Annotated in this window: 17 protein-coding genes, 5 tRNA genes, 2 rRNA genes and 1 other RNA gene; 3 read left to right on the forward strand and 22 right to left on the reverse strand. The window is 50.5% G+C overall.

Annotated elements, in window-relative coordinates; translation table 11 throughout:
* The first annotated feature begins 34 nt into the window (after nucleotides 1–34).
* Nucleotides 35–778 (forward strand): helix-turn-helix domain-containing protein, encoded by a 744-nt coding sequence (locus ACMGG1_RS22750; protein WP_258090781.1) that lies wholly within the window; start codon nucleotides 35–37, stop codon nucleotides 776–778.
* On the opposite strand, the gene ACMGG1_RS22755 is transcribed toward ACMGG1_RS22750, so the two are convergent.
* The 17 genes from ACMGG1_RS22755 to ACMGG1_RS22835 form a co-directional block, all read right to left on the reverse strand.
* Nucleotides 746–2038, reverse strand: coding sequence for a sensor histidine kinase (locus ACMGG1_RS22755; RefSeq protein ID WP_020828740.1), 1293 nt, complete (start codon nucleotides 2036–2038; stop codon nucleotides 746–748). The two genes, ACMGG1_RS22750 and ACMGG1_RS22755, sit on opposite strands and share 33 nt — an antisense overlap.
* 1 nt (nucleotide 2039) lies before the next feature.
* The gene (locus tag ACMGG1_RS22760) at nucleotides 2040–2504 is read right to left on the reverse strand and encodes an oxidoreductase (protein WP_217331908.1); all 465 of its coding nucleotides are present in this window, start codon (nucleotides 2502–2504) and stop codon (nucleotides 2040–2042) included.
* Nucleotides 2504–2950, reverse strand: coding sequence for a GNAT family N-acetyltransferase (locus ACMGG1_RS22765; protein ID WP_020828742.1), 447 nt, complete (start codon nucleotides 2948–2950; stop codon nucleotides 2504–2506). The genes ACMGG1_RS22760 and ACMGG1_RS22765 overlap by 1 nt, the downstream gene beginning before the upstream one ends.
* Before the next feature lie 171 nt (nucleotides 2951–3121).
* The gene (gene rpoC / locus ACMGG1_RS22770; protein WP_020828743.1) at nucleotides 3122–7342 is read right to left on the reverse strand and encodes a DNA-directed RNA polymerase subunit beta'; all 4221 of its coding nucleotides are present in this window, start codon (nucleotides 7340–7342) and stop codon (nucleotides 3122–3124) included.
* Between the two features lie 118 nt (nucleotides 7343–7460).
* On the reverse strand, nucleotides 7461–11489 hold the full coding sequence (gene rpoB / locus ACMGG1_RS22775) for a DNA-directed RNA polymerase subunit beta (protein ID WP_020828744.1): 4029 nt from the start codon (nucleotides 11487–11489) through the stop codon (nucleotides 7461–7463).
* 334 nt (nucleotides 11490–11823) lie between these two features.
* Entirely contained in the window at nucleotides 11824–12189 is a 366-nt protein-coding gene (gene rplL / locus ACMGG1_RS22780) for a 50S ribosomal protein L7/L12 (RefSeq protein WP_012004743.1), read from the reverse strand.
* A gap of 62 nt (nucleotides 12190–12251) precedes the next feature.
* Nucleotides 12252–12749, reverse strand: coding sequence for a 50S ribosomal protein L10 (gene rplJ / locus ACMGG1_RS22785; protein ID WP_020828745.1), 498 nt, complete (start codon nucleotides 12747–12749; stop codon nucleotides 12252–12254).
* A gap of 330 nt (nucleotides 12750–13079) precedes the next feature.
* Complete coding sequence (gene rplA / locus ACMGG1_RS22790; RefSeq protein ID WP_004953932.1) at nucleotides 13080–13784, reverse strand: 50S ribosomal protein L1; 705 nt, start codon at nucleotides 13782–13784, stop codon at nucleotides 13080–13082.
* A gap of 3 nt (nucleotides 13785–13787) precedes the next feature.
* Entirely contained in the window at nucleotides 13788–14216 is a 429-nt protein-coding gene (gene rplK, locus ACMGG1_RS22795) for a 50S ribosomal protein L11 (protein WP_015376316.1), read from the reverse strand.
* A gap of 162 nt (nucleotides 14217–14378) precedes the next feature.
* Nucleotides 14379–14924, reverse strand: coding sequence for a transcription termination/antitermination protein NusG (gene nusG / locus ACMGG1_RS22800; protein WP_004953928.1), 546 nt, complete (start codon nucleotides 14922–14924; stop codon nucleotides 14379–14381).
* Between the two features lies 1 nt (nucleotide 14925).
* On the reverse strand, nucleotides 14926–15309 hold the full coding sequence (gene secE / locus ACMGG1_RS22805) for a preprotein translocase subunit SecE (RefSeq protein WP_020828746.1): 384 nt from the start codon (nucleotides 15307–15309) through the stop codon (nucleotides 14926–14928).
* A gap of 258 nt (nucleotides 15310–15567) precedes the next feature.
* A complete protein-coding gene (gene tuf / locus ACMGG1_RS22810; RefSeq protein ID WP_020828747.1) occupies nucleotides 15568–16752 on the reverse strand; it encodes an elongation factor Tu in 1185 nt (394 codons plus the stop codon).
* A gap of 109 nt (nucleotides 16753–16861) precedes the next feature.
* Nucleotides 16862–16937 (reverse strand) — tRNA-Thr (locus tag ACMGG1_RS22815).
* A 6-nt stretch (nucleotides 16938–16943) separates the two neighbouring features.
* Nucleotides 16944–17018, reverse strand: a tRNA-Gly gene (locus tag ACMGG1_RS22820).
* 37 nt (nucleotides 17019–17055) lie between these two features.
* Nucleotides 17056–17170: non-coding RNA, RtT sRNA (locus tag ACMGG1_RS22825), on the reverse strand.
* A 46-nt stretch (nucleotides 17171–17216) separates the two neighbouring features.
* Nucleotides 17217–17301 (reverse strand) — tRNA-Tyr (locus ACMGG1_RS22830).
* Between the two features lie 24 nt (nucleotides 17302–17325).
* Nucleotides 17326–17401 (reverse strand) — tRNA-Thr (locus ACMGG1_RS22835).
* A 398-nt stretch (nucleotides 17402–17799) separates the two neighbouring features.
* Between ACMGG1_RS22835 and ACMGG1_RS22840 the strand changes: the two genes are divergently transcribed.
* Both ACMGG1_RS22840 and coaA read left to right on the forward strand, forming a co-directional pair.
* On the forward strand, nucleotides 17800–18348 hold the full coding sequence (locus ACMGG1_RS22840; protein WP_262245376.1) for a GNAT family N-acetyltransferase: 549 nt from the start codon (nucleotides 17800–17802) through the stop codon (nucleotides 18346–18348).
* A 220-nt stretch (nucleotides 18349–18568) separates the two neighbouring features.
* Nucleotides 18569–19519, forward strand: a complete 951-nt coding sequence (gene coaA / locus ACMGG1_RS22845) for a type I pantothenate kinase (protein ID WP_020828749.1) — start codon at nucleotides 18569–18571, stop codon at nucleotides 19517–19519.
* A 45-nt stretch (nucleotides 19520–19564) separates the two neighbouring features.
* Here the strand turns inward: coaA and birA are convergent, their stop codons facing one another.
* The 5 genes from birA to ACMGG1_RS22870 form a co-directional block, all read right to left on the reverse strand.
* Nucleotides 19565–20527: a bifunctional biotin--[acetyl-CoA-carboxylase] ligase/biotin operon repressor BirA gene (birA, locus tag ACMGG1_RS22850; RefSeq protein WP_046374700.1), complete on the reverse strand. Its 963-nt coding sequence runs from the start codon at nucleotides 20525–20527 to the stop codon at nucleotides 19565–19567.
* Complete coding sequence (gene murB, locus ACMGG1_RS22855; protein WP_128865730.1) at nucleotides 20524–21561, reverse strand: UDP-N-acetylmuramate dehydrogenase; 1038 nt, start codon at nucleotides 21559–21561, stop codon at nucleotides 20524–20526. Before murB ends, birA begins: the two co-directional genes overlap by 4 nt.
* A 447-nt stretch (nucleotides 21562–22008) precedes the next feature.
* A 5S ribosomal RNA gene (rrf, locus tag ACMGG1_RS22860) occupies nucleotides 22009–22124 on the reverse strand.
* 102 nt (nucleotides 22125–22226) lie between these two features.
* Nucleotides 22227–25134: ribosomal RNA gene (locus ACMGG1_RS22865) — 23S ribosomal RNA — on the reverse strand.
* 233 nt (nucleotides 25135–25367) lie between these two features.
* Nucleotides 25368–25443: transfer RNA gene (locus ACMGG1_RS22870), tRNA-Glu, on the reverse strand.
* Between the last annotated feature and the right edge of the window lie 36 nt (nucleotides 25444–25479).

A 25479-nucleotide genomic window follows, 5' to 3' on the forward strand; every position in this document is an offset into this window, starting at 1 on the left:
GAAAAAAACGCCAAATTACGCAGAGGCAATCAGTATGTTGCTGGCCCAGAAAGGGGTAGGTGACAGAAAGCACGCATCAACCATGGCAAGCATTCTGAACCTTCAATATAACAGCGCCAAGCAGAAGCTGGACGGTAAAAGAGGCATCACTCTCGACGAGATAAAAAGAGTATTTCAATACTTCAATGAATCGTTTGAAGGACGCAGAGCCCACAACTGCGTGTTTATCATGAACAGCATACATAAACGGTGCAATATCGAGGTTGATGACAAGCCGGTAGACAGCATTGAGGACGGGGAAACCTATGCGTTCAGAAAAGACGATCTTTTTATTATTAACACCGGCAGAGATAAAAGCGCAGGCGCAGAGCTGTATAAGGTCAGGAAAATAGACTTTCTTCCGGCACCCAGAATTGCCATCCTCGACAATGACCAAGACATCCTGGAGTTGCTAAAAAAAATCACCACCCGCTACGGTATCGAAACAGAGACTTTTCCAACCGCTAAGGCGATCATCGACAGCCTGGAGCAACATACCTACGAGGCCTTTATCCTTGATTGGCTGTTAGACTTTGGCGAGACATCAGAAAAGGTCGTAGAAAAGATAAAAGACCGAGTGGATACCCATGCACAAATCATCATCCTGACAGGCCAGTTACACCACTATGAGAAAAACATCGGCGATATGATATTAAACTACGACGTACATTTGATTGAGAAACCAGCCAAGCCGCTGATTATTTCTTCACTGTTGCTTTCCCATTTGTTTTTCAACTGATTTTATTGGCAAGCAAATGAGGAATGACGAGCCTTTACCTTCAACAGATTTTACTCTGAGGGTGCCCTTCATCCTGGTCACATAGTTCTTTATAATGGTCAGGCCCAAGCCCAGCCCCTGGCGCGTCTCTCTTTCCACCCCCTGATTAAATGCTTTATATAATCTGTTAATATTTTTCACGTTAAAGCCGATACCGTTATCTTTCACCAGAAGATAAAGACGACCGTGACAAACCTTCACATTCAGAATTACCAAGCCGCAATGGGTATATTTATCGGCATTACCCAACAGATTGACGATTATTCGATATAACTTGTATTTATCGGAATGAACTTCCCCTGAATAAGACGAATACCGGACAATAAATTTATTGCGACCGTCCCCACCCACCGCAGCAACAGCATCGTCAACCACCTCATTGAGTGAAAACAGAGAATCATTGACCTTTACTTCCCCCATTTCAAGCCGTGAGTAATCCATGACCTCACGCGTTTGCTCTGCAATTTTATTGCCGTGATGCGAGATGAGCCTGGCCTCTTTTTTTAACTCATCCTGCACCAACTCATGCTCCATGATGTCTGCCGCAATCACGATGGCCTGCGTTGAGCCGGCTATCTCATGGTAAATGGAAGAAATAAAGATATTCTTATTCTTAACTATCTCCTTCAGTGAAAACGCATGCTTCAAAATCAGGAACATCATCAAGAAAATCAGCACCAGTGAAATAATAGCAAACAGCTCGGCTTTACCTGAATTATCTTTGATGATGTCTTTAACCTCGGTGAAATTCCTTATCTGTATTTTGTAGATTATCTCTTGAATATCGACCAGGGTAATTTCCATCTCGTCCATAAAGGAGAGTATATCGGCTCTGGTTTTGGTGCCGTTTAACAACTCAACGCTAAGTTGATCCAGCTCAGCATACTGCTGCTTCAAAACCGCAATGGTTTTTATAAATTCTTCATCATAATAAAAAGCATCGCTGAACGTCGAGCGCCCCTCAAGAATGGCAATTTTTGATGCAAATATTTTCTTTTTGAGCATAAAAGCGTCGTAGTTATCCTCATCGCCCAGCAGCAATGCAGTTTTTGTCCTTTCAAATGACAAAAAGAGGATTTCAGCAACGGAGTAATTATCGAGATTGGGCTCAATCTGCTTGTATCGCTCTTTCACATTGCCGAAATTTGTGGCAATCAGTAAAACCAAGAGCACCAACACTGCAACCAGAGCGACAAGCGTCCCGATAAATTTTTTGCTCATTTCACTTAACCTCTAGCATCTTTATCTGCCAAACGGTTTTTGCGTTCACATCAATATTGTTCAACTCTGGGTGGCTATCACGAGGATAGATAATCGCAAAAGGCCCTAACTGTGCGACGTCCATAAGCTCGCCATTTTTCTTATAGGCGATAATAGCCTTGTATTTAGCCAACTCAGCAACGGGCATTGAATATGAATAATCATCCCAGGCAAAAGCACGAACCTTACTTCCCGTCAGGCCATATTCCTTTGCCAGCACGCTAAACTCAACGCCGGTAAAAACGGCCTCAGGAGTGAAATTAGTAGAGGTTTTAATCGAAGAAGATGGCATCGCCTCTAATGCCTTTAGCGTAATCTTAACCTTCTCGCCATCGCTCTTTTTAAGATAAAAATAATCAACGCCAGCATAGAGTGGAGCGCTAAACAGAGACATCAGAAATAATGCTATCAATCCTTTGATTTTCATTACTTATCACCTTTACGTTTAACCAGCTCCGCCTGACCAAACTCATCCTTGCCAATGGCAACCCACCCGCGCCGCTGATAAAACGCTTCAGCCTTCGATCCCGGATCGGTAGTGAGATGGATCTCTTGAGCGCCATTTTCGAATAACCATGCCGTTACTGCATTCAGTAAGGCAGAACCAATCCCCTTCGACTGGTATTCCGGTTTAACAAACAGCCCACCGATCAAGGGTTCAGGAATAAAGAGCCCGAAACCTACGCCGGCGTAATCATCACCGCATTTGCAAATCCAACCACCACCCTGGTTAATATCATCCAGTGCCTGGGTCCTATGAAGATATTGGATCTGGTGAGGGTGAAGCGGGTTCTCTTCGACGGAGAATCTAATTTCATACAGGTAAGGCAGGTGTTTTGCCGTAAGTTTCTCGAAGGTGATCAGGCTGTCCATATCTGTACAATCCTTGGTTGTAATAGCACGCAGGTGATTTTAGCCATTATTTTGGGTTTATTCATAGTAGCAAAAATTCCCCCTGCCGGAGCGGGCAAAAAAAAACCGCCCCCGGAGGAGCGGTTTATCTGGCAAGGAACCGGCAAGCCGGATCCCGAGTGCATTCAACGATTAATCGTTGTTGCCGCCCAAGCCTGCATTCAGCAGTTCAGCCAGGTTAGCCGTTGCTTCTTCCGCGCTCACCTGCGGAACAACTGGCACTTCACCCTGTGCTTTACGGCGCATACGGTCCTGATGATAAGCGTAACCGGTACCGGCTGGGATCAGACGGCCCACGATGACGTTCTCTTTCAGGCCACGCAGTTCATCACGCTTACCGGCAACAGCCGCTTCGGTCAGAACGCGCGTCGTTTCCTGGAACGATGCTGCGGAGATGAAGGACTCGGTCGCCAAGGAAGCCTTGGTGATACCCAGCAGATCGCGTGAGAAGGTTGCCTCGATTTTGCCTTCAGCAGCAAGCTGACGGTTGGCAATCTTAACGCGTGACACTTCAGCCTGCTCGCCTTCCAGGAACTCGGTGCCACCTGCGCTGACGATGGTGCCTTTACGCAGCATCTGACGAACGATAACTTCAATGTGTTTATCGTTAATCTTAACGCCTTGCAGACGGTAAACTTCCTGCACTTCGTTGGTGATGTAGCGGGTAACCGCATGCACACCACGCAGACGCAGAATGTCGTGCGGAGATTCTGGGCCGTCAGAAACAACGTCACCACGCTCCACAACTTCGCCTTCAAACACGTTGAGCTGACGCCATTTTGGAATCATCTCTTCGTAAGCGTCGCTGCCGTCCAGTGGAGAGATAACCAGGCGACGTTTGCCTTTGGTCTCTTTACCGAACGAGATAATCCCGCTGATTTCAGCCAGGATTGCAGGCTCTTTCGGACGACGTGCTTCGAACAGATCCGCAACGCGTGGCAGACCACCGGTAATATCCTTGGTACCGCCGGATTCCTGAGGAATACGCGCCAGGGTATCACCCGCACCGATCTGAATGCCGTCTTCCAGCTGCACAATCGCTTTACCTGGCAGGAAGTATTGAGCAGGCATATCAGTACCTGGGATCAACACGTCGTCGCCTTTGGCATCAACGATTTTCAGTGCCGGACGCAGGTCTTTACCGCTACCGGTACGCTCTGCGCTGTCCAGTACAACCAGAGAAGACAAACCGGTCAGTTCGTCGGTCTGGCGTGTAATGGTCTGGCCGTCAACCATATCAGCGAAGCGGATGAAACCACTCACTTCGGTGATAACTGGCATGGTGTGCGGATCCCAGTTAGCAACGGTTTCGCCGCCGTTAACTTCTGCACCGTCACCTTTGCCCATCACGGCACCATAAGGCACTTTGTAGCTTTCTTTGGTACGGCCGAATTCGTCGATCAGCTTCAGTTCGGTGTTACGAGAGGTAATCACCAGCTTTCCTGCGGCGTTCATGACGAACTTCACATTGCTCAGCTTCAGGCTACCCTTGTTTTTCACCTGGATGCTGGATTCAGCAGCCGCACGAGATGCCGCACCACCGATGTGGAACGTACGCATCGTCAGCTGTGTACCCGGCTCACCGATTGACTGTGCCGCGATAACGCCGATAGCTTCGCCTTTGTTGATGATGTGACCACGTGCCAGGTCGCGACCATAGCAGTTTGCACACACACCAAAGTCGGTTTCACAGCTCACTACGGAACGGACTTTAACGCTGTCGACAGAGTTCTCTTCCAACAGGTCACAGGTCTTCTCGTTCAGCAGGGTGTTGCGTGGCACCAGGATGTCAGCCGTACCCGGCTTGATAACATCTTCTGCTGTCACACGACCCAGAACGCGTTCGCGCAGTGGCTCTTTAACGTCACCACCTTCGATAACCGGAGTCATCATGATGCCGTTGTGAGTACCACAGTCGTCTTCGGTAACTACCAAGTCCTGCGCCACGTCAACCAGACGACGGGTCAGATAACCGGAGTTAGCCGTTTTCAGTGCGGTATCCGCCAGACCTTTACGAGCACCGTGCGTGGAGATGAAGTACTGGAGTACGTTCAGACCTTCACGGAAGTTCGCGGTGATTGGCGTTTCGATGATGGAGCCGTCCGGCTTCGCCATCAGACCACGCATACCGGCCAGCTGACGAATCTGAGCGGCGGAACCACGCGCACCGGAGTCGGCCATCATAAAGATGCTGTTGAAGGAAACTTGTTGTTCCACAACGCCGTCACGGTTAACCACGTCTTCAACCGACAGGTTTTCCATCATCGCTTTAGCAACACGTTCGTTTGCCGCAGCCCAGATATCGATCACTTTGTTGTAGCGTTCGCCGGCGGTAACCAGACCAGATTGGAACTGCTCCTGGATCTCGGCAACTTCGGTTTCCGCTTCTTCAATGATCTCCGCTTTCTTGGCCGGGATAACCATGTCGTCGATACCTACGGAAGCGCCTGAACGGGCTGCGTAAGCAAAACCGGTGTACATGATCTGGTCAGCAAAGATAACGGTCGGCTTCAGGCCCAGGATGCGATAACAGGTGTTCAGCATCTTGGAGATAGCTTTCTTGCCCAAAGGCTGGTTAACGATCGAGTACGGCAGACCGCGCGGCACGATCATCCACAGGATGGCGCGACCAACGGTAGTGTCGATGATCGAAGTCTGGTGTACAGACTCGCCTTCGGTGTTTTTGATCTCTTCGGTGATACGCACTTTGACACGCGCATGCAGAGAAGCCAGACCAGCGCGGTAAATACGCTCCGCTTCTTTCGGGCCGCTCAGCACCATGCCTTCGCCTTTGGCGTTAACACAGTCACGGGTCATGTAGTACAGACCCAATACAACGTCCTGAGAAGGAACGATGATTGGCTCGCCGTTCGCAGGTGACAGGATGTTGTTGGTAGACATCATCAACGCACGCGCTTCCAGCTGAGCTTCCAGCGTCAACGGTACGTGAACAGCCATCTGGTCACCATCGAAGTCGGCGTTGTAAGCCGCACAAACCAGCGGGTGCAGCTGGATTGCCTTGCCTTCGATCAGAACAGGTTCAAACGCCTGGATACCCAAACGGTGCAGGGTTGGTGCACGGTTCAGCAGTACCGGGTGTTCGCGGATAACTTCGTCCAGGATATCCCAAACGACAGCTTCTTCGCGCTCAACCATTTTCTTGGCGGCTTTGATGGTGGTGGCCAGGCCACGCAGCTCCAATTTGCCGTAGATGAACGGTTTGAACAGCTCCAGTGCCATTTTCTTAGGCAGACCGCACTGATGCAGACGCAGGTATGGACCTACGGTGATTACAGAACGACCAGAGTAGTCAACACGTTTACCCAACAGGTTCTGACGGAAACGACCCTGTTTACCTTTGATCATATCGGCCAAAGATTTCAGAGGACGTTTGTTGGAACCGGTGATGGCACGACCGCGACGGCCGTTATCCAGCAGGGCATCTACCGCTTCTTGCAGCATACGCTTTTCGTTGCGCACGATGATGTCAGGCGCAGCCAGATCCAGCAGGCGTTTCAGACGGTTGTTACGGTTGATCACGCGGCGATACAGATCGTTCAGATCTGAAGTCGCGAAACGACCCCCATCCAACGGAACCAGCGGACGCAGATCCGGCGGCAGTACCGGCAGCACGGTCAGGATCATCCACTCTGGCTTGTTGCCAGACTGCACGAACGCTTCCAGCAGCTTGATACGCTTGGTCAGCTTCTTACGCTTGGTTTCGGAGTTGGTTTCGTTCAGCTCTTCACGCAGCTGCTCGCACTCGGCTTCCAGATCCATGTTTTTCAACAGGGCCTGAATAGCTTCCGCACCCATCTTGGCGTCGAATTCGTCACCGAACTCTTCCAGCGCATCCAGATACTGCTCTTCAGTCAGGATCTGACGACGCTCGAGGTTAGTCATACCGCCTTCAACAACCACATAGGATTCGAAGTACAGTACACGTTCGATGTCACGCAGCGGCATATCCAGCAGCAAACCGATGCGCGAAGGCAGCGATTTCAGGAACCAGATGTGCGCAGTCGGTGAAGCCAGCTCGATGTGGCCCATACGCTCACGGCGTACTTTGGTCTGGGTCACTTCAACGCCGCACTTCTCACAGATCACGCCGCGGTGTTTTAAGCGCTTGTACTTACCGCACAGGCACTCGTAGTCTTTTACTGGCCCGAAGATACGGGCGCAGAAAAGGCCGTCACGTTCTGGTTTGAACGTACGGTAGTTAATGGTTTCCGGCTTTTTAACTTCACCGAACGACCACGAACGGATCATGTCTGGCGATGCCAGAGCAATCTTGATCGCATCAAACTCTTCGGTCTTAGTTTGCGCTTTCAGAAACTTCAATAAGTCTTTCACGGATTGGCTCCTGTCGGAGTTAAACCTGTTGGGTGCACGCTGACAAATCGCGCACCCGTGTGACCTGAACAACCACCCTCAGGCTCCCTAAGGCCGGGAGCCTGAGCCGGAAAAACGATTACTCGTCTTCCAGTTCGATGTTGATACCGAGCGAGCGGATTTCTTTCAACAGTACGTTGAAGGACTCCGGCATGCCTGGTTCCATGCGGTGATCGCCATCCACGATGTTTTTGTACATCTTGGTACGGCCGTTAACGTCATCCGACTTAACGGTGAGCATTTCCTGCAGGGTATAAGCCGCGCCGTATGCTTCCAGTGCCCACACTTCCATCTCACCGAAGCGTTGACCACCGAACTGCGCCTTACCACCCAGCGGTTGCTGAGTAACCAAGCTGTAAGAACCGGTTGAACGGGCGTGCATCTTATCGTCAACCAAGTGGTTCAGTTTCAGCATGTACATATAGCCAACGGTAACCTGGCGCTCAAATTGCTCACCGGTACGGCCATCGAACAGCGTAATCTGACCCGAGGTTGGGATCCCGCCCATTTCCAGCAGTTGCTTGATTTCAGTCTCTTTCGCACCATCAAACACCGGCGTTGCGATTGGCATACCTTTTTTCAGGTTCTCTGCCAGACGCAGGACTTCGTCGTCGGTGAAGGTGTTCAGGTCAACTTTCTGGCAGACGTCGTCGCCCAGATCGTAGGCCTTCTGAATGAACTCACGCAGTTTGGCCACTTCCTGATGCTGCTTGAGCATTTGGTTGATCTTCTCACCAATGCCTTTCGCAGCCATACCCAGGTGGGTTTCCAGGATCTGACCGATGTTCATACGTGATGGTACGCCCAGCGGGTTCAGTACGATGTCAACCGGCGTGCCGTTTTCATCGTAAGGCATATCTTCGATCGGGTTGATCTTGGAGATAACACCTTTGTTACCGTGGCGGCCTGCCATTTTGTCACCCGGTTGGATCTGACGTTTAACGGCCAGATAAACCTTAACGATTTTCAGCACACCTGGTGCCAGATCATCGCCCTGGGTGATCTTACGACGCTTGGCGTCCAGCTTCTTCTCGAAGTCGGATTTCAGCTCGTCGTACTGCTCTGCCAGCTGTTCCAGCTGGTTTTGCTTCTCTTCGTCGGTCAGGCCCAGTTCCAGCCAGCGATCGCGTGGCAATTTGCTCAGCTTTTCAGCTTCGACACCGCCGGCAACCAGCACCGCATGGATACGCGTGAACAAGCCAGCTTCCAGGATCTGCAGTTCTTCAGTCAGGTCTTTCTTCGCCTGCTTCAGCTGCATCTCTTCGATTTCCAACGCACGCTTGTCTTTTTCCACGCCATCGCGGGTGAAGACCTGCACGTCGATAATCGTACCGGAAACGCCGTTTGGTACACGCAGAGAGGAATCTTTAACGTCAGATGCCTTCTCACCGAAGATCGCACGCAGCAGTTTCTCTTCTGGCGTCAGTTGGGTTTCACCTTTTGGCGTTACCTTACCGACCAGAATGTCACCACCGGTTACTTCAGCACCGATATACACGATACCGGATTCATCCAGTTTGGAGAGCGCAGCTTCACCCACGTTAGGGATGTCGGCAGTGATCTCTTCAGGCCCCAACTTGGTGTCGCGAGACACACACGCCAGTTCCTGGATATGGATGGTAGTGAAGCGATCTTCCTGAACTACACGCTCGGACACCAAGATGGAGTCTTCGAAGTTGTAGCCGTTCCACGGCATGAACGCCACGCGCATGTTCTGGCCCAGCGCCAGTTCACCCAGGTCAGTGGACGGGCCATCTGCCAGCACGTCGCCGCGCTCGATTGGCTCACCCAGATTCACACACGGCATCTGGTTGATGCAGGTGTTCTGGTTAGAACGGGTGTACTTGGTCAGGTTGTAAATATCGATACCTGCTTCGCCCGCGTGCATCTCGTCTTCGTTAACTTTGATAACGATACGGGAAGCATCCACGTACTGGATCACACCGCCACGGCGAGCTACGGCAGTAACACCGGAGTCAACCGCTACAGCACGTTCCATACCGGTACCTACCAGCGGCTTGTCAGCACGCAAGGTTGGAACCGCCTGACGTTGCATGTTCGCACCCATCAATGCACGGTTGGCGTCATCGTGTTCCAGGAATGGAATCAGTGAGGCACCAACGGAAACAACCTGCTGGGTTGATACGTCCATATAGTCAACCTGATCGCGGCTGAACAGGCTTGATTCGCCTTTGCTACGACAGGTGACCAGGTCTTCTATGAAGCGGCCGTCTTCGTCCAGGTTGGAGTTCGCCTGAGCGATAACGAAGTTGCCTTCTTCAATAGCAGACAGATAGTTGATTTCATCGGTAACCAAACCGTCACGTACGCGGCGGTACGGAGTTTCCAGGAAGCCATACTCGTTTGTCTGTGCGTACACGGACAAGGAGTTGATCAGACCGATGTTTGGACCTTCCGGCGTTTCGATTGGACACACGCGACCGTAGTGAGTCGGGTGTACGTCTCGAACTTCAAAGCCGGCACGTTCACGGGTCAGACCGCCTGGGCCCAATGCGGAGATACGACGCTTGTGCGTGATCTCGGACAACGGGTTGTTCTGGTCCATAAACTGAGACAACTGGCTGGAGCCGAAGAACTCTTTCACCGCCGCCGAAATTGGCTTGGCGTTGATCATGTCCTGTGGCATCAGGGTATCCAAATCGCCCAGGGACAGACGTTCTTTCACCGCACGCTCAACACGTACCAGACCTACACGGAACTGGTTCTCAGCCATTTCGCCGACGGAACGGATACGACGGTTGCCCAAGTGGTCGATATCGTCCACTTCGCCTTTACCGTTACGGATATCGATGAGCTTCTTCATCACTTCAATGATGTCGTCTTTGCTCAGGATGCCCGAACCTTCGATCTCGTCACGCAGCAGAGAACGGTTGAACTTCATACGGCCAACCGCAGACAGATCGTAGCGGTCTTCAGAGAAGAACAGGTTCTCGAACAGGCTTTCGGCAGCTTCGCGCGTTGGCGGCTCACCAGGGCGCATCATGCGGTAGATTTCTACCAGCGCGCTCAAACGATCGCTTGTTGGATCGACACGTACGGTCTCAGAGATGTACGCACCGTGGTCCAGATCGTTGGTGAACAGCGTTTCAATACGCTTGTGGCCTGACTGGCTCAGTTTGGCCAGCAGATCCAGCGACAGCTCCATGTTGGCTGCGCAGATCAGCTCACCGGTATTGGTATCGATATAGTCCTTCGCGACCACTTTGCCCGCGATGTACTCGACCGGTACTTCAATACTATGAATTTCGTCTTTTTCGAGCTGACGGATATGACGAGCGGTGATACGACGGCCTTTCTCAATGTAGATCTTGCCGTTGGCTTCGATATCAAACGAAGCAGTCTCACCACGCAGACGCTCTGGAACCAGCTCCATCTGCAGCTTGTTATCACGGATCTCGAAAACTACTTTCGCAAAGAACAGGTCAAGGATCTGCTCAGTGGTGTAGTTCAATGCACGCAGAATGATGGTCGCAGGCAATTTACGGCGACGGTCAATACGTACAAACAGGTTGTCTTTCGGGTCAAACTCGAAATCCAACCATGAACCGCGGTAAGGGATGATACGTGCGTTATACAGCACTTTACCCGAAGAGTGGGTTTTACCCTTATCGCTGTCGAAGAATACGCCAGGACTACGGTGAAGCTGAGATACGATAACCCTCTCAGTACCGTTGATCACAAAGGTGCCGTTTTCGGTCATGAGCGGAATCTCGCCCATATAGACTTCTTGTTCCTTGATGTCTTTGACCGTACCTTCCGGAGCTTCACGCTCGTAGATTACCAGGCGCAGTTTTACGCGCAGCGGTGCAGAGAACGTCACACCACGGATCTGGCACTCTTTGACGTCGAAGACCGGCTCACCAAGACGGTAGCTAACGTATTGCAGCTCCGAATTGCCACTGTAGCTCTGGATAGGGAAAACAGAACGGAATGCGGCTTCTAAGCCGTACTGCCCTTCTGGATCTTGCTCGATAAACTTCTGGAACGAATCAAGCTGGATAGAAAGGAGATATGGTATGTCCAAAACTTGCGGACGCTTACCAAAATCCTTACGAATACGTTTTTTCTCGGTATAGGAGTAAACCATAGGGTTCCTCAGCTCGCTGGAAAGTCGAACCTATCTGTCCGTCCGGATATAGGACGGTTCACGCAACACCATTTTGTCGACCGGAAAGCGGGAACACTTTCCGCAATACTCGTTTCTATCACGCTTAAATCATTTCGTTGCGCTGTACGGCAGATTTTGCTGCGGCAGGGAGGGCAATATATTAAGTCGTCGATAGAAAGAAATATTGGGGTTAGTCAGTAGCCAAACAGTGTGAAACTCTACTGACGCCCTACAGCGCAAAAAGGCTGGTGACCAAAAAGTCACCAGCCATCAGTCTGTTAGTTAAAACAGACTGCACTCAGAAAGCAGTGGCTTATTTAACTTCAACTTCAGCGCCAGCTTCTTCCAGAGCTTTTTTCAGTGCTTCAGCGTCGTCTTTGCTGATGCCTTCTTTCAGTGCTGCTGGTGCAGACTCAACCAGGTCTTTAGCTTCTTTCAGACCCAGGCCAGTTGCGCCACGTACTGCTTTGATTACTGCAACTTTGTTCGCGCCGATACCTTTCAGTACAACGTCGAATTCAGTTTTTTCTTCAACAGCTTCAGCAGCAGCAGCAGGACCTGCAGCTACAGCAGCAGCAGAAACACCGAACTTCTCTTCCATAGCGGCGATCAGTTCAACGATTTCCATTACAGACAGAGCTGCAACGCCTTCGATAATTTGGTCTTTAGTGATAGACATAACAAATGTTCCTAAAATTCAGAAATAGTTTAAATACGTAAGCAAAGGCTAAGAAAGAGGGCTTATGCCGCTTCTTTCTGATCGCGCAGTGCAGCCAGAGTGCGAACCAATTTGCCGGCAGCGGCTTCTTTCATGGTTGCCATCAGGCGTGCGATTGCTTCATCGTAAGTAGGCAGAGTTGCCAAGCGGTCAATTTGTGCCGCAGGGATCAGCTCACCTTCAAAGGCCGCAGCTTTAACCTCGAATTTTGCATTCGCTTTCGCGAACTCTTTGAACAGACGAGCAGCAGCGCCCGGGTGTTCGTTAGAGAATGCAATCAAGGTAGGACCGACAAACGTGTCTTTCAGGCATTCGAATGGAGTGCCTTCAACTACGCGACGCATCAAGGTGTTGCGAACAACACGCATGTAAACGCCAGCTTCACGACCTGCTTTACGCAGTTCAGTCATTTTATCAACGGTAACGCCACGGGAATCCGCAACAACCGCAGACAGCGCGCCTTTGGCTACTTCGTTGACTTCAGCAACAATCGCTTGTTTGTCTTGAAGATTTAATGCCATTAGCTTTTTGCTCCTGGATTTAGCCGGGGGAAATCCCCAGCACTCACATCACTCAACACCTTGTGATAAATCACGCAGCGAGAGCGTTCAAACACGGTGAGCAGAATCCAGCAAAGACAATTTAAAAATTTTCTTTAGGCTCTGTCACCGTCTACGCAGGAAGGATTAAGTACCTTTCGATACACCTGCGGTCTTGGACGGAGGCCTGGATAGGCCAGGCTCCAACCGAAAAATCTTTGTTCCACTATGGCTATTGCCAATAGCAAAACCTTGGGGCATAAGATTCTAGACGAACCTTAGCCCCAAGTCAAAGCGATAATCGCAGGACGATTAGTTCGCTACAGCAGTCAGGCCGCTTTGATCGATAGCAACGCCAGCACCCATGGTGGTGGAGAGGCTAACTTTCTTGATGTACACGCCTTTCGCCTGAGATGGTTTTGCTTTTTTCAGCGCAACCAGCAGGGCTTCCAGGTTTTCTTTCAGCTTGTCTGACTCGAAATCAACCTTACCGATAGTGGTATGGATGATGCCGTTTTTGTCGTTACGGTAACGAACCTGACCTGCTTTAGCATTTTTCACTGCTTCAGCAACGTTCGGAGTAACGGTACCCACTTTCGGGTTTGGCATCAGGCCACGTGGACCCAGGATCTGGCCCAGTTGACCAACAACGCGCATTGCATCCGGGGAAGCAATAACAACGTCGAAGTTCATTTCGCCTTTCTTGATCAGGTCTGCCAGATCTTCCATACCTACCAGCTCTGCGCCAGCAGCTTTAGCAGCTTCAGCGTTAGGGCCCTGGGCAAATACGGCAACGCGAACAGAACGACCGGTGCCGTTTGGCAGAACGGTAGCGCCACGAACGTTTTGGTCAGATTTACGAGCGTCGATGCCGAGGTTAACAGCAACGTCAACGCTTTCTACGAATTTAGCGGTGGCCAGCTCTTTCAGCAGAGCAACAGCTTCGGTGATGTCATACTGTTTAGTAGCATCAACTTTGTCACGGATCACGCGCATGCGCTTGGTCAGCTTAGCCATTTCTTAATCCTCCACTACCAGGCCCATGGAACGAGCAGTACCTTCGATGGAGCGAGTCATCGCTTCAACGTCAGAACCAGTCATGTCCGCAGCTTTGGTTTCTGCGATTTCACGTACCTGAGCACGAGTCACTTTACCTACTTTGTCTTTGTTCGGCTTGCCAGAACCAGACTTGATACCAGCCGCTTTTTTCAGCAGAACTGCTGCTGGCGGGGTTTTGGTAACGAAAGTGAAGGAGCGATCAGAATAAACGGTAATAACAACCGGAATCGGCAGACCTTTCTCAACGCTGTCAGTCTTAGCATTGAACGCCTTACAGAATTCCATGATGTTAACGCCTTGCTGACCCAGAGCTGGACCAACTGGCGGACTTGGGTTAGCCATACCGGCTGCAACCTGCAGCTTAACGTAGGCTTGTACTTTCTTGGCCATTTACAATTCCTCGGTTTGGGTAATATCGCCTCAATAGAGGCTCCCCGTGTTTCACCCCGCTCAACTCAATGAGCAAGGCCTATAAAAACAAAAGGCGCGAAATTATAGTTCAATTTCGCGCCTCTGACAAGCGGCAAACGCCACTCGCTGCTGATTAATTGATCAGCCTTTTTCAACCTGAGCGAAGTCCAGTTCCACCGGCGTTGCACGGCCAAAGATGGAAACGGAAACTTTCAGGCGGCTCTTCTCGTAATCCACTTCTTCAACAACACCGTTGAAGTCAGCAAACGGACCATCGTTAACACGGACCAGTTCACCCGGTTCGAACAGCGTTTTAGGACGCGGCTTGTCACCCACCTGTTGCAGGCGGTTCATAATCGCATCAACTTCTTTATCGCTGATCGGCGCCGGACGGTCAGAGGTGCCGCCGATGAAACCCATTACGCGTGGAACGCTACGCACCAGGTGCCAGCTGGCATCGTTCATTACCATCTGGACCAGGACATAACCCGGGAAGAATTTACGTTCACTTTTACGACGTTGGCCACCACGGATCTCAACAACTTCTTCCGTAGGTACCATCACTTCGCCGAACAGTTCTTCCATATCGTGCAGTTTGATGTGCTCACGCAGCGATTGCGCTACGCGACCTTCAAAACCGGAAAACGCCTGAACGACGTACCAACGTTTTTTTGGAGCTTCAGACATTTTAGAACCTCAGGCCAGTAATAAACGATACCAGACGGACCAGAATACCGTCCAGGCCCCACAGAATCAGCGACATCACGGCAGTTACCGCGGCAACGATCAACGTGGTGTGTAGCGTTTCCTGACGAGTTGGCCAGATCACCTTGCGCACTTCAGTGCGCGCTTCGCGTGCAAACGCAACGGTGGCCTTGCCTTTGGTGGTCATCAGCGCTACAGCGCCAGCAACAGCGATAACCACTACAACAGCCAGCGCACGTAATGGCAGGCTGAAATCACGGTAGTAATAGTTACCGACAATCGCTACAACCAACAGAACGGCGACGATCAGCCACTTAGCCGTTTCCAGGCCGCGCCCGCTCCCTTGAGCCTCGGTATTCGCACTCATAAACCAACCTGTCACAATGAATTCAGAACAGACAACTTTGCCTCGCACAGCAAGACAAACCAAACCGATCAAATGCCGCTCGGCAGCATTTCGGTGTTTTACGCTATGACGTATCTCAGTCAATACGGCTTTAAGAGCCCATCTCACCAATGATTATGACTGCAAAATCGCTGATGAGATAGGTTCTAGTTCACAGCGTAGAAAAAGGGCATCAAATGATGCCCTTTTACCGCGTGTCGCGTCAAACGTTATCAGCGATTAAGCGATAACTTTGGCAACAACACCAGCGCCAACGGTACGGCCGCCTTCACGGATTGCGAAACGCAGGCCGTCGTCCATCGCGATTGGGTGGATCAGGGTAACAACCATGTTCACGTTGTCACCTGGCATTACCATTTCAACGCCTTCTGGCAGTTCGATGGTACCGGTCACGTCAGTTGTACGGAAGTAGAACTGTGGACGGTAGCCTTTGAAGAATGGAGTATGACGACCACCTTCTTCTTTGCTCAGGATGTACACTTCTGAGTCGAACTTGGTGTGTGGCTTGATTGAACCTGGTTTAGCCAGTACCTGACCACGTTCGATGTCTTCACGCTTGATACCACGCAGCAGAACACCAACGTTCTCACCAGCACGGCCTTCGTCCAGCAGTTTGCGGAACATTTCAACGCCAGTACAGGTAGACTTAACGGTGTCTTTGATACCAACGATTTCAACTTCTTCGCCAACTTTAACGATACCGCGCTCAACACGACCGGTAACAACGGTACCACGACCGGAGATGGAGAAGACGTCTTCGATTGGCAGCAGGAACGGCTTGTCGATAGCACGCTCTGGTTCTGGGATGTAAGAATCCAGGTAACCGGCCAGCTCGATGATTTTAGCTTCCCACTCAGCTTCGCCTTCCAGTGCTTTCAGCGCTGAACCACGAACAACCGGCAGGTCATCACCAGGGAAGTCGTAAGCAGACAGAAGTTCACGAACTTCCATTTCTACCAGTTCCAGCAGCTCTTCATCATCAACCATGTCGCATTTGTTCATGAATACGATGATGAAAGGAACGCCAACCTGACGACCCAGCAGGATGTGCTCACGGGTCTGAGGCATTGGGCCGTCAGTCGCAGCAACAACCAGGATAGCGCCGTCCATCTGAGCAGCACCGGTGATCATGTTTTTAACGTAGTCGGCGTGCCCTGGGCAGTCAACGTGCGCGTAGTGACGAGTCGGGGTGTCATACTCAACGTGAGAAGTGTTGATGGTGATACCACGAGCTTTTTCTTCTGGCGCGTTATCGATCTGGTCGAAAGCACGTGCAGAACCGCCGTAGGTTTTAGCCAGAACGGTGGTGATTGCTGCAGTCAGGGTAGTTTTACCGTGGTCAACGTGGCCGATAGTACCGACGTTAACGTGCGGTTTTGAACGTTCAAACTTTTCTTTAGACATCGATTGTCCCTCTAAGACACGGATAAATCGGTGGTATCACCACATCAACCAAGCATTTGCTTGTTGAATCCAGAACAGAAAGAAAATCAGGGGGCGAGATAATAAGAAGTGGTGCTGATAGGCAGATTCGAACTGCCGACCTCACCCTTACCAAGGGTGCGCTCTACCAACTGAGCTATATCAGCACATCTTGGAGCGGGCAGTGGGAATCGAACCCACATCATCAGCTTGGAAGGCTGAGGTAATAGCCATTATACGATGCCCGCATCCTGGAACTCGGCTACCTGACTTTTCTGTAGAATTTTAAGGGAGGAGAAGGATTGTTTATCGCTTAACTCTCACCCTTCGAGTTGTTTGCGCTATGCGCTGTACAACTCGAACCTTGCGAAGGCTTTCGCCTTCTCCTTCTGCAAGTCAACCGTTGCGAGATTATCGCTGGCCAGTTAACTGCCTAAGGCAAGATATGGTGGTGGGGGAAGGATTCGAACCTTCGAAGTCTGTGACGGCAGATTTACAGTCTGCTCCCTTTGGCCGCTCGGGAACCCCACCAGATTTTAACTACTGTGACTTGATTGGTGCCGGCTACCGGAATCGAACTGGTGACCTACTGATTACAAGTCAGTTGCTCTACCAACTGAGCTAAGCCGGCATCAAGTGCAGCGCATTCTAGGTAGACCGGACGACCTATGCAACAAAAAAATTGCGTTAGTTGCACTTTCGCTCACAAATCACCCAATTTTGCACGGTGTCTTGCAATTTACTGCGCGTAGCGTGCAAAGATTCATCAACTGCAGGCATCATTCTCTACAATTTAATCCACTTTTTGCAAGTATTGACCCTTTCTTTCCCCGTGCCCGTTATCTCAAATCCGTAAACCCAAAACAGGAAACTGTGAGTGATATCGATGCACCAAAAAAGGGATGAGTGCCCCACGTAATGACATCAACTATCATTATTTCTCACCGCTTTCGCTGCCACAGCACCCACCACCGCTCTGGCGCAATTATTGCTTGTCTTCATTACCCCCTCACCCAGGAGGAATGACCGATGAAAATTGTCCTGATTAATGCCGCCACGCTGCCCATTTACCGAAATGAACTGGCTCGCCTGTTGACCGATGCGGTAACGCATGGGGCCTCAGTGGGCTACGACACACTGATCCCGCATGAAGACGCCGAGAGTTACTTCCACAGCCTGAGGCCTGCCTTGGCCAAAGGAGAGCTGTTGTTGTGGATTGCCAGAGACGAGCGCGGCGTCATTGGCACAGTACAACTGGAGCTGTGCCAGAAACCGAATGGACGCAACAGGGCTGAAGTACAAAAACTATTAGTCCACAGCCGGGCACGTCGTAACGGTGTCGGACAAGCCCTGATGAAAGCATTGGAACAGTCAGCACTTCAGCAACAGCGCGGCCTGCTTTATCTCGACACGCAGGCAGGTTCCGCTGCAGAGGCGCTGTATCGCTCATTGGGCTATCGCTGCCTCGGAGAGTTACCCGACTATGCCGCCGCACCCGATGGCTACTATCACCCGACGGCCATTTACTACAAACGCCTGTTCGCGGTTAACCAAACCTCCCCTGCCATCGCCAGCTAGCATGAAAGCGGTATCATTTCCTAGCGATACCGCTTTGCAACGCCTCTGCCATCAACTGCGCGCCGCTTCTCACAATTGACATAAACTGCCGCCAATCGATAACTTTTGCGAAAAAAGTCTACGCCAAAAACGAAGCTGTCTATAATATGCAGCTTGTTTATTATCTGGAGTTGGCGTCCGGCGCCTTTCCCAACCTGCGTTAACAGGCAGAATTTGGCTTATGATAAAAAGAGATCAATCTTTAGCGACGCCCTATCTTCAGTTCGATCGTACCCAATGGGCTGCGTTGCGAGATTCGGTGCCGCTGACACTGTCAGAAGAAGAGATTGTTAAACTGAAAGGGATTAACGAAGATCTCTCTTTGGAAGAGGTGGCTCAGATTTATCTGCCGCTGTCGCGGTTGCTGAACTTCTATATCAGTTCCAACCTGCGCCGTCAGGCCGTACTCGAGCAATTTCTCGGAACCGATGGACAAAAAATCCCCTACGTTATCGGCATCGCCGGCAGCGTTGCCGTAGGCAAAAGTACCACCGCACGTTTATTACAGGCATTGCTCAGCAGTTGGCCGGAACACCGTAGCGTTGAGCTGATCACCACTGATGGTTTCCTGCATCCCAATAAAGTGTTGAACGAACGCGGGCTGATGAAGAAAAAAGGTTTCCCGCAGTCTTACGATATGCACAGCCTGGTCAAGTTCGTTTCTGAAGTGAAATCCGGCGCCAAACGCGTCACTGCTCCGGTATATTCCCACTTGATTTATGATGTTGTTCCTGAAGGAAATAAAGTCATCGAGCAGCCGGATATTCTTATTTTGGAAGGGCTCAACGTTTTACAAAGCGGTATGGACTATCCTCATGATCCGCATCGCGTATTTGTTTCTGACTTTGTTGATTTCTCTATATATGTCGACGCACCGGAAGAACTGTTACAGTCCTGGTACATTAACCGGTTCCTTAAATTCCGTCAGGGAGCGTTTTCTAATCCTGATTCTTATTTCCATAACTATTCCAAGCTGCCAGAACCTGAGGCTGTTAATATAGCCACTCAGCTGTGGAATGAAATCAATGGATTGAATTTACAGGAAAATATCCTTCCAACACGCGAACGTGCGAGCCTGATTATGACCAAGAGCGCTAATCATGCAGTCGAGAGCGTTCGTTTGAGAAAGTAATTTCATTAGCGACAAGGGGCCTAAGAGCCCCTTATTAATAATAATTTACTCTGCACTACGTAGCGATATTTCCCCGCCAATGAATGGCTTAATAACACCATTTTGCTCAAGCAATAATGCCCCTTGCTGATCGATACCGCGAGCAGTCCCGAATATTTGCTGCTCACCGATTAATAGCTTAACAGGCCGGTCAATAAAGTTATCCAACGCATGCCAGCGTGAAATAAAGGGAGTCAAACCCTCAATCTCAAACTGACGCAGCGATTGGCGTAGCTCATTAAGCAAGGTCGCGGCCAGCTCATTGCGATCGATATTAATCCCCGCTTCCTGCAGGTTTATCCAGCCTTGATTAATGGCATTGGCATTAGTTTCACGCATCGCCAAATTGATACCTGCACCGATGACCAGCTGTGCCGCATCACCGGTTTTCCCTGTCAATTCGACCAAGATCCCAGCCAACTTACGATCGTTAAGATATAAATCATTCGGCCATTTGACTCTGACATCCTGCGCGCCGAGGCCTTGCAACACTTCGGCCATCACTATACCAATCACCAGGCTCAGACCCATTGCGGCGGCAGGCCCCTGCTCGAGGCGCCAAAACATTGAAAGATAGAGATTGGCGCCAAATGGAGATATCCATTGACGTCCACGTCGACCACGTCCGGCTTGCTGATACTCAGCGACACAGGCATCACCCGACTGCAGCTCAGCAATACGCTCCAATAGGTATTGGTTGGTAGAATCCACGACCGGCAGCACGGTGACACGCTTATCTGCCAATTGGCTGAGAATACGTTCGGCATCCAGCAATTGGATTGGAGCAGGCAGACTGTAGCCTTTTCCGGGTACGGTAAACACGTCCAGGCCCCACTCACGGATGGTCTGTATATGCTTGTTAATGGCTGCGCGGCTCATCCCCAGTAATTCACCAAGGTGCTCGCCTGAATGGAAACCACCATCGGCCAGTATTGCAATCAGCTTGAGGGGAACTTTGGTATCCTTCATGACAGAACCTCTACGGCATTCAACTCGCCATCCTTACCGATAAAGCGTACTTCTGGCTCTAACCAGACATCAAACTTTTTCGCTACGGTATTACGCACATGGCGAGCCAAGGCGACCACGTTTTGACTGGTGGCACTATCCACATTAACCAGAACAAGCGCCTGTTGACTATGTACCGCCGCACCGCCAATACGATAACCTTTCAGCTCACACTGATCGATCAACCAGCCAGCTGCCAGCTTCACCTGACCATCCTGCTGTGGGTAATGCGGCATACCAGGATATTCGAGCATCAGCGCAGCGGCCTTTTCACTACTGACCAACGGATTTTTGAAGAAACTACCGGCATTACCCATCACCTTAGGATCCGGCAGCTTACTGCGACGCATGGCGCACACTGAATCAAAGACCTGACGTGGGGTCACCGTTTGCGGATCCAGTTTTGCCAGCTCGCCATAATTAAGCATCGGGTTCCATTGTTTGTTCAGGCGCAAGCCTACGCCAACAATGATGTGCCCCTTCTGAAAATGATGTTTGAAAATGCTTTCACGGTAGCCAAACCCACAATCTGACGCTGAAATGCGATCGATAGCTCCCGTACTCAGATCCAATAGATCAACGTAGTCACATACGCTTTTGAGCTCGATGCCATAGGCGCCGATATTCTGAATGGGGGCAGAACCGACCAGGCCAGGGATCAGAGCCAAATTTTCCAGGCCAGGAATGCTGATATCCAGGGTCCGACAAACCAGGCCATGCCAATTTTCACCTGAGCTGACGTGGAGGAACCAGGCATCCTTTTCTTCTCTAATATCAATGCCTTTCAATTGATTGATCATGACCGTACCGGCAAAGTCTTCAAGAAACAGGACGTTACTTCCTTCACCGAGTACCAGCAGCGGCTCTTGGCGCTTCTGCGTTTTCTGCCAAACCTTGATCATTAATTCGATAGTGTTGGCAATGACCAGATGCGCTGCGTTGACCGGGAGCGCAAAGGTATTGTGGTTTTTTAATGACGCGCCTTCAGTAGACATAACGATAAATACCTATACGGAAATGAACCTCCACCTAGTCTACTCGATTCAGTACGTCAGACTAATATTTGTTTTCATTGATATTGCTTTTATCTGGAGATCATCCATAGATGAAATATTTCTAATTGTTTTATAAGGTAATTTCTATATAAATTAATTAGGTAATACATTAGAGATAATGGTTAAGATGATTAATAAAAGTTTTTCTTGGTGGGTGCGCTTATTGTTGAGAGCCAAACCAATCCAATTAGGGCTGATTTACATTCATCTGAAAACAGTTATGTTTTTTAAACATTAACCATATTTATAATCGCGAATATAACTGGCAGGAATTTACTCGTAGGAAAGTGCAGATTATCGGCTAGCAAGACCCTGCCTGGCTGCGCCTTTTTCTTTCGCACACAGCAAAAAGGCCATCCTTGCGGATGGCCTCTTGGCTTAATTGATGCCTGGCAGTGTCCTACTCTCGCATGGGGAGACCCCACACTACCATCGGCGCTACGGCGTTTCACTTCTGAGTTCGGCATGGGGTCAGGTGGGACCACCGCGCTATTGCCGCCAGGCAAATTCTGTTTCATTCCAACCGCTACTCCCGTAGCCATTGAAACCAATCTCGGAACTCGCTGAAAATCTCTACAATCTCTCTAAAACACCTTTGGTGTTGTAAGGTTAAGCCTCACGGATCATTAGTACTGGTTAGCTCAATGCATCGCTGCACTTACACACCCAGCCTATCAACGTCTTAGTCTTAAACGTTCCTTCAGGGACCTTAAAGGCCCAGGGAAGACTCATCTCGAGGCAAGTTTCGCGCTTAGATGCTTTCAGCGCTTATCTTTTCCGCACTTAGCTACCGGGCAGTGCCATTGGCATGACAACCCGAACACCAGTGGTGCGTTCACTCCGGTCCTCTCGTACTAGGAGCAACCCCTCTCAATCTTCCAACGCCCACGGCAGATAGGGACCGAACTGTCTCACGACGTTCTAAACCCAGCTCGCGTACCACTTTAAATGGCGAACAGCCATACCCTTGGGACCTACTTCAGCCCCAGGATGTGATGAGCCGACATCGAGGTGCCAAACACCGCCGTCGATATGAACTCTTGGGCGGTATCAGCCTGTTATCCCCGGAGTACCTTTTATCCGTTGAGCGATGGCCCTTCCATTCAGAACCACCGGATCACTAAGACCTACTTTCGTACCTGCTCGAGCCGTCACTCTCGCAGTCAAGCTAGCTTATGCCTTTGCACTAACCTCACGATGTCCGACCGTGATTAGCTAACCTTCGTGCTCCTCCGTTACTCTTTGGGAGGAGACCGCCCCAGTCAAACTACCCACCAGACACTGTCCTCACCCCAGATTATGGGGCCGAGTTAGAACATCAAACATTAAAGGGTGGTATTTCAAGGTTGGCTCCACGCAGACTGGCGTCCACGCTTCAAAGCCTCCCACCTATCCTACACATCAAGGCTCAATGTTCAGTGTCAAGCTATAGTAAAGGTTCACGGGGTCTTTCCGTCTTGCCGCGGGTACACTGCATCTTCACAGCGAGTTCAATTTCACTGAGTCTCGGGTGGAGACAGCCTGGCCATCATTACGCCATTCGTGCAGGTCGGAACTTACCCGACAAGGAATTTCGCTACCTTAGGACCGTTATAGTTACGGCCGCCGTTTACTGGGGCTTCGATCAAGAGCTTCGCCTTGCGGCTGACCCCATCAATTAACCTTCCAGCACCGGGCAGGCGTCACACCGTATACGTCCACTTTCGTGTTTGCACAGTGCTGTGTTTTTATTAAACAGTTGCAGCCAGCTGGTATCTGCGACTGGCTTCAGCTCCGAGAGCAAGTCTCTTCACCTACGCGCCAGCGTGCCTTCTCCCGAAGTTACGGCACCATTTTGCCTAGTTCCTTCACCCGAGTTCTCTCAAGCGCCTTGGTATTCTCTACCTGACCACCTGTGTCGGTTTGGGGTACGATTCTGTGTTACCTGATGCTTAGAGGCTTTTCCTGGAAGCTTGGCATCAACTACTTCTGCACCGTAGTGCATCGTCATCACGCCTCAGGGTTGACAAGTAACCGGATTTACCAGGTCACTCCCCCTACACGCTTAAACCGGGACAACCGTCGCCCGGCTAGCCTAGCCTTCTCCGTCCCCCCTTCGCAGTAACACCGAGTACAGGAATATTAACCTGTTTCCCATCGACTACGCCTTTCGGCCTCGCCTTAGGGGTCGACTCACCCTGCCCCGATTAACGTTGGACAGGAACCCTTGGTCTTCCGGCGAGCGGGCTTTTCACCCGCTTTATCGTTACTTATGTCAGCATTCGCACTTCTGATACCTCCAGCAACCCTCACAGGTCACCTTCAACGGCTTACAGAACGCTCCCCTACCCAACAACGCCTAAGCGTCGCTGCCGCAGCTTCGGTGCATGGTTTAGCCCCGTTACATCTTCCGCGCAGGCCGACTCGACCAGTGAGCTATTACGCTTTCTTTAAATGATGGCTGCTTCTAAGCCAACATCCTGGCTGTCTATGCCTTCCCACATCGTTTCCCACTTAACCATGACTTTGGGACCTTAGCTGGCGGTCTGGGTTGTTTCCCTCTTCACGACGGACGTTAGCACCCGCCGTGTGTCTCCCGTGATAACATTCTTCGGTATTCGGAGTTTGCATCGGTTTGGTAAGCCGGGATGGCCCCCTAGCCGAAACAGTGCTCTACCCCCGAAGATGAGTTCACGAGGCGCTACCTAAATAGCTTTCGGGGAGAACCAGCTATCTCCCGGTTTGATTGGCCTTTCACCCCCAGCCACAAGTCATCCGCTAATTTTTCAACATTAGTCGGTTCGGTCCTCCAGTTAGTGTTACCCAACCTTCAACCTGCCCATGGCTAGATCACCGGGTTTCGGGTCTATACCTTGCAACTATTCGCCCAGTTAAGACTCGGTTTCCCTACGGCTCCCCTATACGGTTAACCTTGCTACAAAATATAAGTCGCTGACCCATTATACAAAAGGTACGCAGTCACACCACGAAGGTGCTCCCACTGCTTGTACGTACACGGTTTCAGGTTCTATTTCACTCCCCTCGCCGGGGTTCTTTTCGCCTTTCCCTCACGGTACTGGTTCACTATCGGTCAGTCAGGAGTATTTAGCCTTGGAGGATGGTCCCCCCATATTCAGACAGGATGTCACGTGTCCCGCCCTACTCATCGAACTCACAATTAATGCATTTTAGTGTACGGGACTATCACCCTTTACTGTGCGACTTTCCAGACGCTTCCACTAACACAAGAACTGATTCAGGTTCTGGGCTCATCCCCGTTCGCTCGCCGCTACTGGGGGAATCTCGGTTGATTTCTTTTCCTCGGGGTACTTAGATGTTTCAGTTCCCCCGGTTCGCCTCATACGACTATGTATTCATCGTATGATAGTGCAACGAATTGCACTGGGTTTCCCCATTCGGGTATCGCCGGTTATTACGGTTCATATCACCTTACCGACGCTTATCGCAGATTAGCACGCCCTTCATCGCCTCTGACTGCCTAGGCATCCACCGTGTACGCTTAGTCACTTAACCTCACAACCCGAAGGTGTTTCCACTTTCGTGCTGCTACATTTGAGAGACTCTATGACAGGTTAATCCTTACCCCAATACTTCTACGGAGGGATAAGTTTCAGCTGTCATGTTTCAATTTTCAGCTTGTTCCAGATTGTTAAAGAGCAATATCTTAAACACGACTCGCAAGAGTCATCTTTAAGATGTTTTCGGTTCCAAGAACCGGTGATAATGTCTTTCACTCATTATCGGATTGGCGTCCCCAAGGGGATTCGAACCCCTGTTACAGCCGTGAAAGGGCAGTGTCCTAGGCCTCTAGACGATGGGGACACGAAAATCCGATTAAACTGACTGTCTTAATCGGTT

This window comes from Serratia sp. BNK-12, assembly GCF_047456085.1.
Taxonomy (GTDB): Bacteria; Pseudomonadota; Gammaproteobacteria; order Enterobacterales; family Enterobacteriaceae; genus Serratia; species Serratia liquefaciens.

Bases quoted from the DNA above. Each gene is read 5' to 3' on its own strand.
- ACMGG1_RS22750 (WP_258090781.1), top strand. From the start codon at position 35: ATGTTGCTGGCCCAGAAAGGGGTAGGTGACAGAAAGCACGCATCAACC.
- ACMGG1_RS22755 (WP_020828740.1), bottom strand. From the start codon at position 2,038: ATGAGCAAAAAATTTATCGGGACGCTTGTCGCTCTGGTTGCAGTGTTG.
- ACMGG1_RS22760 (WP_217331908.1), bottom strand. From the start codon at position 2,504: ATGAAAATCAAAGGATTGATAGCATTATTTCTGATGTCTCTGTTTAGC.
- ACMGG1_RS22765 (WP_020828742.1), bottom strand. From the start codon at position 2,950: ATGGACAGCCTGATCACCTTCGAGAAACTTACGGCAAAACACCTGCCT.
- rpoB (WP_020828744.1), bottom strand. From the start codon at position 11,489: ATGGTTTACTCCTATACCGAGAAAAAACGTATTCGTAAGGATTTTGGT.
- rplL (WP_012004743.1), bottom strand. From the start codon at position 12,189: ATGTCTATCACTAAAGACCAAATTATCGAAGGCGTTGCAGCTCTGTCT.
- rplJ (WP_020828745.1), bottom strand. From the start codon at position 12,749: ATGGCATTAAATCTTCAAGACAAACAAGCGATTGTTGCTGAAGTCAAC.
- rplA (WP_004953932.1), bottom strand. From the start codon at position 13,784: ATGGCTAAGCTGACCAAGCGCATGCGCGTGATCCGTGACAAAGTTGAT.
- rplK (WP_015376316.1), bottom strand. From the start codon at position 14,216: ATGGCCAAGAAAGTACAAGCCTACGTTAAGCTGCAGGTTGCAGCCGGT.
- nusG (WP_004953928.1), bottom strand. From the start codon at position 14,924: ATGTCTGAAGCTCCAAAAAAACGTTGGTACGTCGTTCAGGCGTTTTCC.
- secE (WP_020828746.1), bottom strand. From the start codon at position 15,309: ATGAGTGCGAATACCGAGGCTCAAGGGAGCGGGCGCGGCCTGGAAACG.
- tuf (WP_020828747.1), bottom strand. From the start codon at position 16,752: ATGTCTAAAGAAAAGTTTGAACGTTCAAAACCGCACGTTAACGTCGGT.
- ACMGG1_RS22840 (WP_262245376.1), top strand. From the start codon at position 17,800: ATGAAAATTGTCCTGATTAATGCCGCCACGCTGCCCATTTACCGAAAT.
- coaA (WP_020828749.1), top strand. From the start codon at position 18,569: ATGATAAAAAGAGATCAATCTTTAGCGACGCCCTATCTTCAGTTCGAT.
- birA (WP_046374700.1), bottom strand. From the start codon at position 20,527: ATGAAGGATACCAAAGTTCCCCTCAAGCTGATTGCAATACTGGCCGAT.
- murB (WP_128865730.1), bottom strand. From the start codon at position 21,561: ATGTCTACTGAAGGCGCGTCATTAAAAAACCACAATACCTTTGCGCTC.